The sequence below is a fragment of the Chitinophaga silvatica genome (genome assembly GCF_003419895.1).
In the GTDB taxonomy this organism is placed as follows: domain Bacteria; phylum Bacteroidota; class Bacteroidia; order Chitinophagales; family Chitinophagaceae; genus Chitinophaga; species Chitinophaga silvatica.
This window is the reverse complement of the sequence record NZ_QPMM01000013.1, coordinates 239939-252394: the sequence shown is the minus strand read 5'-3', so window position 1 is coordinate 252394 and position 12456 is coordinate 239939. Positions and strand designations below refer to the sequence as shown.

Genomic DNA, 12456 nt, shown 5'->3' with positions numbered 1-12456 from the left:
GCTATACCGCTCTTTTAGGGGCTCTCAGATAGGCAGCTGTAAGAGAAGCCAAACCAGCGAGTAAACCACCTAGTAAAGCGCTGACAACTCCAATAAGAGGTGCGCTTTTTACCTTCAGAATCATTTCACTCATTCTGTTTGCCAGTATATGATCGTTGCGAACGTCCATATAAAAAGCAAGGATCAACCATAATAAAAAAATACTCATGAAAGCGCTGAAGAAGGCTTTTCCGGGGGATAATGGCATTAATAATGTAACCAGGAAAGCTACCAGGGTTATACTCCACCAGGGTAATACCATTCCTGCAACATAAGCTAATATCAGGATCAGAAGAAAGTGGGCGAAGGATTTCATTTTCATTATTGGAAGATAATGAGTTTCTCGCAAAGGCGCAAAGATTAATATGAAGGTGCAAAGGATTTTTTTAAGGACAGAAGACTTAGGGAGAATGCTTTTGTGGGCTGCCTAAAAGTCTCAATTTAATAGAAACTAATACCAGTAGCTTTTAATAATTCTCACTATTTCTAATTATTCTTAAAAAAATCCTTTGCACCTTCATATTAATCTTTGCGCCTTTGCGAGAAATACTATGCACTTTTTTCGAGTGCCTGTTCAATATCTATCAGGAGGTCATTTACATTTTCCAATCCTACAGAAATACGTATAAGCCCTGGCGTGATACCAACGCTTGCTCTTTCTGCATCAGATAATTTAGCATGAGTAGTACTTGCCGGGTGGGAAGCAATACTTCTGCTATCGCCGAGGTTAGCGGTTAATGATAACAGCTCCAGGGCATCGAGGAATCGTACCCCTTGTTCCAGACCACCTTTAAGTTCAAAACACACAATTCCACCGCCGCCAGACATCTGCTTAACAGCGATATCATATTGTGGGTGACTAGGGAGCATTGGATATCTGACAAAAGCCAGATGCGGATTCTTTTCGAGTGACTGAGCCAATTTTAATGCACTGGAACTATGGCGTTCCATTCTTACAAAAAGGGTTTCAAGACTTTTACTTAATACCCATGCATTGAATGGCGACATAGCAGGACCGGTGCTTCTGCAGAAAGCATGTATTTCCTTGATCAGCTCTTGTTTACCAACTACTACTCCACCTAATACACGGCCCTGGCCATCTATCCATTTGGTAGCAGACGTAGTAACCAGGTGAGCACCGAATTCGATCGGCCGTTGCAACACCGGGCTGGCAAAGCAGTTATCTACATTCAGAATAATATTATGCTTGTTGGCAATCTCTCCAAGAAGAGCCAGGTCAATAATTTCGAGACCCGGATTAGAAGGAGTTTCAACAAAGATCATCTTAGTATTAGGCTTAATCATGGCCTCAATACTGGCAGGATCATTAATATCGAAGTAGGAAGTTTCAATACCGTATTTAGGAAGAAACTTAGTGACAACAGTATGAGTAGATCCGAAGATGGAGCGGGCAGATAATAGGTGGTCACCTGCTTTCATCAAGGCCATAAAGCTTGCAAAAATAGCACTCATCCCGGAAGCGGTGGCATAACCGGCTTCAGCTCCTTCCAAAGCACACATTTTACGAACCAGTTCATCTACATTCGGATTACTAAAACGACTATAAACATTAAAGTCGGTTTCATCCGCAAAAGTAGCTCGCATCTCTTCTGCATTATCAAAACAAAAACTGGAAGTCAGGAACATTGGAGCAGTGTGTTCCATCTCGTCAGTTCGTGGCACCTGAATTCTGACCGCATTGGTTTCAGGTGAAAATTTTCTACTGCTTTCTTTGCTCATCGAATATGGTAGTTAAAGCTATTAGGCATGCATTTTCACTTCCCAGGTCAGCTTAGTATTAGACTGACGAAGGGTTTCTGCAACAGAACAATATTTGTTCATGGAGAGTTCTACGGCGCGGGCAGCTTTATCAGCATCAACTTTACCGGAGATATGGAAAATAATATGTGCTGTTTCCCAGAGAGAAGGCTCTTTACCTTTTTCTCTTTCGGCATCGATTTCTATACGGAAATCAGTTACTTCCTGTCTTTGTTTTTTAAGGATCATTAATACATCAATAGCGGAACAACCACCAAGTCCCATGATCACCATTTGCATAGGTCTCACGCCATTATTCTTGCCGCCATTTTCCAGAGATGAGTCCATCAATACTTTGTGGCCGCCTTCATCTACTGCCTCCATATTAAATCCGTCGTCTACTCTTTGTAATGCTATCTTCATGATTTTAAAGTTTCTGAAACAAAGATAATTTAAAAGAATGCGAATTACTAATTAAAGGGTCACGTATGCATATAAATCAATATTTCATAAGAGTTGATCATGATTTTTAATTCTGATATTGTAGTTTTGCGCAAATTAATTGATAGCATTGTCGGCAAAGGTTTATAATAGTCAAGCTACCTTCCGGTTAGAATCCGGGGAGGTATTACCAACATTACAGATTGCATACCACACGTATGGTACAATGAATGCAGATGGCAGTAACGTGGTTTGGGTTTGTCATGCTCTTACCGCCAACAGCGATGTAGCTGACTGGTGGCAGGGCTTAATTGGTCATGGTAAGGTAATTGATCCTGCCCGGCATTTTATTGTCTGTGCTAATATCCTTGGATCATGTTATGGAACCAGCGGGCCACAAACTATTAACCCGGAAACCGGAGAGCCATGGTACAGAAGTTTTCCTGCTATTACCATCCGAGATATTGTACAGGCCCACGAATTACTGCGTAAACACCTGGAGATACCACGCATTCACCTGCTCATTGGCGGCTCTATGGGAGGCTATCAGGTATTGGAATGGTCGCTAATTGCACCTGCGTTGATAGATCGTTTATTCCTTCTTTGTACCGGCGCTGCCGAAAGTGCATGGGGCATTGCCATACATACCGCACAGCGATTAGCCATTGAAGCTGATGAAACCTGGCAGCTTTCAAGACCCGATGCAGGTGCTAAAGGCCTTAAGGCAGCGAGAGCGATAGGTATGCTTACTTACCGTAATTATCAGACCTTTGTTCAGGCCCAAACCGATAAAGACAAAGAAAAAACAGACGATTTCAAAGCATCTTCCTATATAAATTACCAGGGCGATAAGTTGGTTAAGCGTTTCAATGCACAATCCTATTGGCTGCTTTCCAAAGCCATGGATAGCCATAATATTGCCAGGGGTAGACATGAGAAAATCACCACTACCCTTTCCCATATCCAACAACCAGCCCTTTTGATAGGTATCAGCAGTGATATCCTTTGTCCTCCCGAAGAACAGCAATTCATGGCCACATTCATGCCTAATGCCACGTATCACGAAATAGATTCGTCATATGGTCATGATGGTTTCCTAATTGAGTTTGAGAAAATCGGGCATATTTTAAAGACCTGGGATATTTAATATTATTCTTTAAAGAGTTTTTTTTCCAGTGAGATCAGGTATCAAAAATTCTGGTTATATTTAATTATAACCGAAATCTAAACCCAAATTCCACACTGTATGAAAAATAAGCTCTTTAAAGGAGGTTTAGGGGTTGTGTTGCTTTTATTATGCCTATGCAAGATAACTTTAGCACAAACCGATGTTACCCTCTCCGGAACGGTACGAGACAAAAGCTCTGGAAATGCCATGCCTGGCGTAACAGTTGTTCTAAAAGGAAGTAAAAGCGGAACGGTTTCCACCAGCAATGGAAGCTTCCATTTAAAAACGACCCAAAACTTCCCGCTAACACTGGTATTTTCCTATGTAGGTTACAAAACAGAAGAGAAGACATTAAACACTGCAACAGCGGATCTGCGGATCGAATTAACAGCTACTGAAGTATTAGGTCAGGAAGTTGTAGTAGCCGCCAGCCGCGTGCAGGAAAGTATTCTTCAATCTCCGGTTTCTATCGAAAAGTTAGATACCAGAGCCCTAAAAGCATCTCCCGCTCCTTCTTTCTATGATGCACTCGGCAACCTGAAAGGCGTAGAAATGAGCGCTCAAAGTCTCACTTTTAAATCTGTAAACACCCGCGGATTTAACAGTAATGGTAACACCAGAGTACTGCAACTCAATGATGGAATGGACAACCAGGCCCCTGGGCTTAATTTCTCTGTAGGAAATATGGTGGGTATTCCTGAATTGGATCTCGACAATGTGGAATTACTTCCTGGAGCCGCATCTGCATTATATGGTCCCAATGCACTCAATGGAATTGTACTGATGAACAGTAAAAACCCTTTCCAATACCAGGGTTTAAGTGCTCAGGTAAAATCAGGATTCCTTAATGATAACGGCCGAACCAATGCTACAACAGGCTTTTATGATGTATCCGTACGTTATGCCAAAGCTTTCAACAACAAGTGGGCATTTAAACTAAATATTGGTTACCTGCAAGCCAAAGATTGGCAGGCGTATGACGATCGCGATCAGAGCCTGGCTAATGGTCACAACCTGGCCAACGGAACCAGAGCCAATAATGAAGGCTATAACGGAGTAAATATATATGGCGATGAAAACAGCGGAAATATGTATAATAACCTGCTAAAAGAAGCCGTTACTCCAGGTAGCAAACTGAATCTGCAATTGGCCGGACTTTCTGCAAAGCTGTTAAATACTATCAGTCCACTGGATATATTCAACAATGCAATGCCAGATGCTGCCCACAGCGATATTACAAGAACGGGCTACAAAGAATCTGATGTGGTAGATTACAATACCAGGAACTTAAAACTTAATGGCGCCTTACACTATAAAATTAAGGAAAACCTGGAAGCGTTGATCCAGGGAAGTTATGGTGCCGGAACTACAGTATACACCGGAGCAGACAGGTACTCTCTGAAGAATTTTAATATGGGCCAGTATAAAGCAGAAATTAAAAGCCCTGATTTCTATGTTCGCGTATATACAACCCAGGAAAGATCGGGCGACAGCTATGCCGGCGGAACCTTAGCTGCGGGTATCAATGAAGCCTGGAAGCCTAGTAAAACCCAATGGTATCCGGAATACTTTGGCACTTATGCAGGTGCAGCCCTTACAGATTTCGGTACTGCATACGGTGCTGCATTACTAGGAGGCAAATCCCCAGCAGAGGCTTTGGCTGCAGCTAAAGCAGCTGTAGATGGCAATAGAGCCGCTTACAATACAGCAGCAAGAACTGTTGCAGACCAGGGCCGGCTACTTCCCGGAACCGATGCCTTCAATGCGGCAGCAGACAAAGTAAAAAATAAGGCAATTCCCGGAGATGCATCAGGAGTTGGTGCCAAGTTCACAGATAAGACCAACTTATATCAGGCAGAATTTATGTACAACTTCCATAAACAGATCCACTTTGCGGAAATTCTGATTGGAGGTAACTATCGCAGATATGCATTAAATTCTGAAAAGACATTATTCGCGCTGGATGATAATGGCAAGGAATTTAGAATTAATGAGTATGGTGCTTATTTACAAGCAATGAAAAAACTGATAAACGACCATTTAAAACTCACAGGTTCTATCAGGTATGATAAGAATATGAACTTTAAAGGTCAGTTTAGTCCACGACTCTCTGCTGTTTATACCTTCCTTAGTACTCAAAACATTCGGGTTTCCTATCAAACCGGCTTCAGAATCCCAAATAACCAGGATCAGTATATAGATCTGGTTACCCCGCAGGCTCACTTAATTGGTGGATTACCGTTCCTGATTGAACGTTATGGGCTCACAACAGGTCCATTATTTACTTTACAATCTGTACAGGCAGGCCATCCAACACAATATACCTTCCATGAATTTAAGCCGGAAAGAATTCAGGCTTATGAAATCGGTTATAAGGCACTAGTAGCAAAACGATTGCTGATTGATGCCTATATCTATAAAAATGATTTTAAAAACATGAATGGTGCCCAAATATTGGTAAAACCTACCAGTGACCCTAATAACCCGGATATCTTCTCAGTACCTGTTAGTGCAACAGAAACTGTTAAGTCCTGGGGTTGGGCTTTGGGGCTTGATTACAGCTTGCCATCTAACTTTACTGCCGGTGGAAATATCTCTTATAATGAGTTAAATAATGCCAGTGAATTAGGATCATTCCTTGTAATGTACAATACACCTAAGGTTCGTTATGGTCTTAATTTCGGCAACCGTAATATTGCCAACTCCAACTATGCATTCAATCTGTTATGGAAATGGCAGCAATCATTTATCTGGCAATCTTCCTTTGTCGGACCAAAAGTAAATGCTACCGGTTTGAGTGAGATTCCAGCATTCGGAACATTGGATGCCATGATCAGCAAATACCTTCCTAAGGCTAAAACTACTATTAAACTTGGTGGGGTGAATATTCTGAATAAGAAAGTAATACAATCCTGGGGTAACCCTACCATTGGCTCTCAATGGTATATTTCTCTGGGGTATAACTTATAATTTAATCACTTGTTATTAAAAAATGGCTGACTAAAAAATTTGGTCAGCCATTTTTCTATTTAATACTTTTAGTTTATTACAAAACCATTTTCCGAAAAGCAGACGTTATGTACAGGCCTTTTCTTTTGTTTATACTCTTCCAGTTTTTGTAATAACGGCTGAGGAATATTTTCATATATATATTCGTTGTCGTTATACACCATTAACCAGCCATTTTGCGGATGAAATACAATTAGATTGATGGTTCCTGCTGCAGTATTTACCTGCTTCAGACCTTTTGCCAGGGCATCCGGAATATTATCAAATGTATAACCACAACTGCCTTCAACTACAACCCATCCTTCACCAGGTCCGACAGCCAAATGAGAAATATCCGAGCCGTTATTATAATACTTCGTCATCGCATTGAGCAAACCCTGAGGCATTCCTTGAGTATTATAATAGTTCTTACCATATATCACACTCCATGCCCTTAGATCCGGGGATAAATATATCTGTTTAATCTTTTCACCAGAATTCATTGCCCTACGGATTGCCCCATATAAAGTATCAGCAATATTTTTTCCAAAGACAGCTCCTTTTTCAGAACGAATCAGATAGTTACCATCTGTACTCCCTAATAATATCGTACTTATTTTGTCGGAATTCTTGACATCCTCCAGTACTTTTGAAACAGTAACAGGAATCTCTTTGTAGAAAATATGATTCAAGGCAAATTTGTCTGCAAAGGCAGCAGGATCTCGCAGTTTCAGAATTGAATCCTGAATGGATGACCAGGATCTGGACCCTCTTAGCAGGTTGTAACATTTCATTGCTTCTACAGTATCCTTATCAACCCCATAGCCATTGGCATAACAACTACCAATTCTTCCCCAACTGTTTACCCTCACAAAATCGTAGGCATGGTAAGTTGTATCATTAAATATTTTATGCAACTTAAACACAGCCTCATAATTTCCATCTTTATAAAACTGGTTTGCCTGAGCATCGAACTTAGCGGAAGCAAAACCTAATTCACGACCATAATGGCGATTGAACTGACTGCTAACGAAAGAGAGGTATTTTTCGGGGTTTTCAGTTCTTTCATCCATCACCAAACGGTAAGCAGCTAGTAACTGGTTATGATATAATTTCTGAAAGAGGCCCGGATATTTCCATTCATTTAAAACTGCATACTTCAGACATTCAGTGAAACAATCGAAAGCCTTTAACATCAATTTAGGATCATTATTTCTAACTGCTAAATCGTAATAAAACTCACCGATTGCATCCTGAATATAAACTTTACCATTCTCCTCTCTGCTTGTAGCTTTAGGATCAAGTGCTTTTTGTAAAAATTCAATCGCAATGGCGCTATCTTTAGTTATATGTAATTTTTTATCTGTAAAAAGCATTGAACCAATTCCTTTAGCTGCATATTTCTTAAAATCTCCATACTTCCCTTTAAGTGTATGCTTTCTTATTTTCCGCTCCCATTTACCTGTTCCATAATAAAAGTCGTTCCTTATTAATTCAGAAAAGGCAGAAGATAATTCAGGCTGTAAGGGGCTAATTTTACCCCATAGTTTTGTGGTCATTCCCGTACTAAAATCAATTGACGCTTTATTACCATAGGCGGCGGAGAACTTCTCATTTTCCCAGTACTTAGCTCTTTTTATTTCCACTACACGTAAATACCTTGTATTTAGAGTATTATACTGGAAGATCTTATCGGCCGGTGAATCTATATTTACGAAAAGCCAGATCAAATCGGCATCAATAAATGGTGTAATTTCATCGTATATTTTTTGTCTACGGATCTCTGCATCCGCTTCAGCCTCTCTTTCACGTTTCCTGTTTTCTGCCCGCTGTTCGGCTTCTGCCTCATAATCGTGTTCCTTGATAAAAATGCTTGCAATTCCGGCAGCAACGCTTTCGGCAGCATAGGCAGTGGCACGTGTACGGCCTGCCGATGTACTCATATCCTGGCTAAGTGCCAGATCACTCATGTTTGACTGGAAATTTTGTAAGCCTTGCTTGGTACTTACACCGTTTGCAAAAGATTGTGTTGCTATATCCTGAGCCTTCTGATACTGAGTATTGGCTTCTACTTGCTGTTGTCTCAGGTTTTCACTGTATTGATTCAACCATGCAGAATATTGTTGGGCAGGAGTTAGAGGAACAGGGGTATAACTATAATTGCTACCTCCTGAAGAAGATCCATTGCTCTTTGCCTTGGCCTTCGCTTTGGCTCTAGCCTCAGCTTCAGCCTTTTCTTTAGCCTCTCTTTCTTTAGCTACGGCTTTTTCCTTAGCAGCACGTTCTTCGGCTATACGTTTTCGTTCAGCCTCCTTACGGGCCTCTTCATCCGCTTTAATTTTGGCCAGGCGGTTTTTCTCATCCACCATCATATAATCATCATCTGCCAACTCGCAGGTCACATCGCTGATCCATACGGATGCTATCCGGTTTTTATTGGCACAATCCTCTTTGAAGATTCCGTCTACCAGATCTCCATCTCCCGAAAAGGTGGCGCCACTGATAGTTTGACCATCTTTTAAATCATATAACCTTACATTCCGGGTAATTACATTTCCGCAGGTAAGTTTGATGTGTTTTACAAACCTGATCACGCTGTAGTGATGGAAAAATGTTTTCACGTGCCAGAAAACCTGTTGTCCCGTAATGCCGGGTTGATCTTCTACATACGCCCAGACATTCATAGCTGGTTCATAATTAAAGGCGGTACCACCTCCTGATAGTGTGGTGCTGTATTTCTCGGTAAATCCCTTTGGAGCTTGTGCATTTACAAACAGTGACAGGGATAGGGAAAGCAGTAAACTGCAGATCATTCTCATAACTAATCGTAAAAAAGTGGCAAGAACTTTTTCAGCGTGCAAATTACTGACTCTCAGGACGAGTGGCAATAGCCGAAAATGACCATTGTGTTGTATTTCAGATATAATTATTTGAGCTTCCTATAGTCTTAGGTGTTATAACAATTACAGGTATACGAAAAAAAAGGGCCGACCAGTTGGTCAGCCCACTATAAATTATAAATGATTCGATTAAACGTTAAATCGGAAGTGCATCACATCGCCATCGGCAACGAGATATTCTTTTCCTTCAATTCTCAGTCGGCCGTTATCACGGGCCCCTGATTCAGAACCGTATTTTACATAGTCGTCGTACGCGATAACTTCAGCCTTGATGAATCCTTTTTCAAAGTCGGTATGAATAACGCTGGCAGCTTGCGGAGCTTTCCAACCTCTGTGGATGGTCCATGCGCGAACTTCCTGAACACCGGCAGTAAAATAAGTAATGAGGCTCAGTAAGTTATAGGCAGAGCGGATGAGGCGGTTGAGGCCTGGCTCTGTTAATCCGTATTCACTGAGGAACAGTTCTTTATCGGCCGGATCTTCCATTTCGGAGATCTGAGCTTCGATGCTGTTGTTCATAATGATTACTTCCGCATTTTCAGCTTTTACGCCTTCTCTGAGTGCTTCAGAGAATTTGTTTCCGGTGTGAATGGAAGCTTCATCAACGTTGGCAACGTAGAGTACTGGCTTTTCTGTAAGCAGGAAGAGGTCTGCTATCGCTACTCTTTCCTCTTTGCTGAGGCCAAGTTCGCGGATATTACGACCTTTTTCGAGGTGTTCCTGGCATCTTTTCAGTACTTCGAATTCGGCTTTAGCTTTGGCGTCACCACCAGTTTTAGCCATTTTTTCGGTACGGGCCACTTTACGTTCAACACTTTCCAGGTCTTTCAACTGTAATTCGGTATCGATGATTTCTTTATCACTAACCGGGTTGATGACTCCTTCTTCCCTGAGGATATTTTCATCTTCGAAGCAACGGATCACGTGAACGATAGCGTCAACTTCGCGAATATTAGCGAGGAATTTATTACCAAGACCTTCCCCTTTGCTGGCACCTTTTACCAGTCCGGCGATGTCTACAAACTCAATGGTTGTAGGTACGATACGATCGGGTTTAACCAGATCCGCCAGTTTAGCCAGGCGTTCATCCGGTACGTCTACCTGACCCACGTTAGGTTCTATGGTACAAAAGCGGTAGTTGCTGGCTTGCGCCTTAGCGCTGTTGCTCACCGCATTAAATAAAGTCGATTTTCCTACGTTCGGCAATCCTACAATTCCAACTTGCAAAGCCATTTCTAAAAATTTGCGCAAAGATAGGTTTTATTTTAGTTTATTTGTCGATATAAACCAATAATCTAATGGCATTAAACTACGTTTGGCTTGGATTTTTTCTAATTGCATTTGTTGTAGCAGTTTTTAAGTCGCTTATTTTACATGATGCCAGTGTTTTTGGAGATATCATGAATGGCATGTTTGCCAGTGCAAAGACCGGGGCTGAGATTTCCCTGGGGCTTGCAGGGATTATGACTTTATGGCTTGGGATCATGAGAATTGGGGAAGTAGCTGGAATGATTGGGCGCTTTTCCCGCTTTGTGAATCCATTTTTTTCGAAGTTGTTCCCCGACGTTCCCAAAGGGCACCCTGCGATGGGCTCCATGATGATGAATTTTAGTGCAACCATGCTGGGATTAGACAATGCAGCTACCCCACTGGGGTTAAAAGCGATGAAGGAATTGCAGGAAATAAATCCTCGTCCGGAGGAAGCCAGCAATCCACAGATTATGTTCCTGGTATTGAATACGGCTGGGGTGGTATTAATACCGACCTCAGTAATTGCCATCAGGTTGGCGGCGGGCGCAGCCAATCCGGCAGATATCTTTATCCCTACGCTGATTTCTACGTTTGTAGCGTTTATTATCGGAATGTTTACAGTAGCAGCTTACCAGCGGATCAACCTTTTTAAACTACCGGTTTTAATATTTCTGGCCACTTTTGCGGCCGTAGTAGCCGGATTATGGTTTTGGGTGAAGCATTTACCTGCAAATGAAATCGGGCCAAAAACAGCTTCTTTGGGGGGCGCTATCATCTTCTCCATAATAATAGTTTTCCTGGTATCAGGAATTATCAAAAAGATTAATGTTTATGATGCTTTTATTGAAGGGGCAAAAGAAGGTTTCCAGGTATCTGTGAGGATTATCCCGTATTTAGTGGGTATGTTGGTGGCGATCAGTGTATTCAGGACTACCGGGTGCCTCGACTATGTTGTAAACGGTATAGGGAGCCTTTTTGCGATGCTGGGCTTTAATACCGATTTCGTACCGGCCTTGCCGGTGGCGTTTATGAAGCCATTGAGCGGTGGCGGGGCCAGGGCGTTGATGGTGGATGTTCTTAAAACTCACGGAGTGGATTCATTTGCAGGTAAACTGGCCAGTGTAATTCAGGGAACTACAGAAACTACTTTCTACGTGTTGGCAGTATATTTTGGATCAGTAAATATCAAGCATACACGCTATGCATTGGCGGCGGGGCTGATTGCAGATTTCTGCGGAATGATCTGCGCAATACTACTGGCCTATCTCTTTTTTCATTGATAACTAGCTATTTAATAAAAAACGGGGCGAATGTCTAATACATTCGCCCCGTTTCTATTTTGTATAAGTTTTATTCCTGTGTAGGACAAGCTGAAGGAACATTAATCCGGCTATTAACCTGTCTAATAAACTCTTCAGGAGCAGAAGGACTTATCAACCATTTTTGATTGGAAGATTCTATCAACACCAGATTTACGCGGTTGGTACACCATCCCTGGTATTTTCCTATTTCACTGGACCTGTAATTACCGAGGTATCCAAAAATCCCTCCTAATGCTAAAATCCTGGAACTGCTTCCAAGATCTTCTTCCGATACACTTTTCAACCTTACCACCTCAGAAAGATAAATAGTGATAGAGAATAATGGTCGCTTTATTAGTATAGCCGTGTCGGTGATCAGGTAATATCGGGGGCTTAACGCCCAGGCAATTACTAATACTGGAACCAAAATAAATAATAAGGCAGTTGTGCTTAATGGGTCACCAGTTACATCGGTCAATTGTCTGAAAATAAAAACAAGTGTCAAAATAATAGACAAGTGTGTAACAAGCTTAGAGTTTTCATCCAAAACAGCGTCGTATCTCATATTTGGTCTTTCACTTTTAAATTGAGGGTAAATTAGATAATTACT

General features: G+C 41.6%; 9 protein-coding genes. 3 read left to right on the top strand and 6 right to left on the bottom strand.

Going from position 1 to position 12456, the window contains the following annotated elements; all coding sequences use genetic code 11:
- Position 1: 1 nt before the first annotated feature.
- From DVR12_RS23430 to DVR12_RS23420, 3 genes are all read right to left on the bottom strand, one after another.
- Positions 2–355: a hypothetical protein gene (locus DVR12_RS23430; RefSeq protein ID WP_158563350.1), complete on the bottom strand. Its 354-nt coding sequence runs from the start codon at positions 353–355 to the stop codon at positions 2–4.
- A gap of 233 nt (positions 356–588) precedes the next feature.
- Positions 589–1779: a trans-sulfuration enzyme family protein gene (locus DVR12_RS23425; RefSeq protein WP_116978237.1), complete on the bottom strand. Its 1191-nt coding sequence runs from the start codon at positions 1777–1779 to the stop codon at positions 589–591.
- A 21-nt stretch (positions 1780–1800) separates the two neighbouring features.
- A complete protein-coding gene (locus DVR12_RS23420; RefSeq protein ID WP_116978236.1) occupies positions 1801–2220 on the bottom strand; it encodes an OsmC family protein in 420 nt (139 codons plus the stop codon).
- Positions 2221–2368: 148 nt separating this feature from the next.
- Here DVR12_RS23420 and metX point away from each other — a divergent pair, with 148 nt between their 5' ends.
- Both metX and DVR12_RS23410 read left to right on the top strand, forming a co-directional pair.
- Positions 2369–3385 (top strand): homoserine O-acetyltransferase MetX, encoded by a 1017-nt coding sequence (gene metX, locus DVR12_RS23415; RefSeq protein ID WP_116978235.1) that lies wholly within the window; start codon positions 2369–2371, stop codon positions 3383–3385.
- Between the two features lie 99 nt (positions 3386–3484).
- Complete coding sequence (locus DVR12_RS23410) at positions 3485–6376, top strand: TonB-dependent receptor (RefSeq protein ID WP_116978234.1); 2892 nt, start codon at positions 3485–3487, stop codon at positions 6374–6376.
- A gap of 68 nt (positions 6377–6444) precedes the next feature.
- Here DVR12_RS23410 and DVR12_RS23405 read toward each other — a convergent pair whose 3' ends face one another.
- Both DVR12_RS23405 and ychF read right to left on the bottom strand, forming a co-directional pair.
- The gene (locus DVR12_RS23405; RefSeq protein ID WP_147323531.1) at positions 6445–9213 is read right to left on the bottom strand and encodes a hypothetical protein; all 2769 of its coding nucleotides are present in this window, start codon (positions 9211–9213) and stop codon (positions 6445–6447) included.
- 210 nt (positions 9214–9423) lie between these two features.
- Positions 9424–10527: a redox-regulated ATPase YchF gene (gene ychF / locus DVR12_RS23400; protein ID WP_116978232.1), complete on the bottom strand. Its 1104-nt coding sequence runs from the start codon at positions 10525–10527 to the stop codon at positions 9424–9426.
- 65 nt (positions 10528–10592) lie between these two features.
- Here ychF and DVR12_RS23395 point away from each other — a divergent pair, with 65 nt between their 5' ends.
- Positions 10593–11825, top strand: a complete 1233-nt coding sequence (locus DVR12_RS23395) for a nucleoside recognition domain-containing protein (RefSeq protein WP_116978231.1) — start codon at positions 10593–10595, stop codon at positions 11823–11825.
- Between the two features lie 70 nt (positions 11826–11895).
- Here DVR12_RS23395 and DVR12_RS23390 read toward each other — a convergent pair whose 3' ends face one another.
- Positions 11896–12411 carry a PH domain-containing protein gene (locus DVR12_RS23390; protein WP_116978230.1) on the bottom strand — a complete coding sequence of 172 codons (516 nt, stop codon included), beginning with the start codon at positions 12409–12411 and terminating at the stop codon, positions 11896–11898.
- Positions 12412–12456 lie beyond the last annotated feature (45 nt).

Bases quoted from the DNA above. Each gene is read 5' to 3' on its own strand.
- DVR12_RS23430 (WP_158563350.1), bottom strand. From the start codon at position 355: ATGAAATCCTTCGCCCACTTTCTTCTGATCCTGATATTAGCTTATGTT.
- DVR12_RS23425 (WP_116978237.1), bottom strand. From the start codon at position 1,779: ATGAGCAAAGAAAGCAGTAGAAAATTTTCACCTGAAACCAATGCGGTC.
- DVR12_RS23420 (WP_116978236.1), bottom strand. From the start codon at position 2,220: ATGAAGATAGCATTACAAAGAGTAGACGACGGATTTAATATGGAGGCA.
- DVR12_RS23410 (WP_116978234.1), top strand. From the start codon at position 3,485: ATGAAAAATAAGCTCTTTAAAGGAGGTTTAGGGGTTGTGTTGCTTTTA.
- DVR12_RS23405 (WP_147323531.1), bottom strand. From the start codon at position 9,213: ATGAGAATGATCTGCAGTTTACTGCTTTCCCTATCCCTGTCACTGTTT.
- ychF (WP_116978232.1), bottom strand. From the start codon at position 10,527: ATGGCTTTGCAAGTTGGAATTGTAGGATTGCCGAACGTAGGAAAATCG.
- DVR12_RS23395 (WP_116978231.1), top strand. From the start codon at position 10,593: ATGGCATTAAACTACGTTTGGCTTGGATTTTTTCTAATTGCATTTGTT.
- DVR12_RS23390 (WP_116978230.1), bottom strand. From the start codon at position 12,411: ATGAGATACGACGCTGTTTTGGATGAAAACTCTAAGCTTGTTACACAC.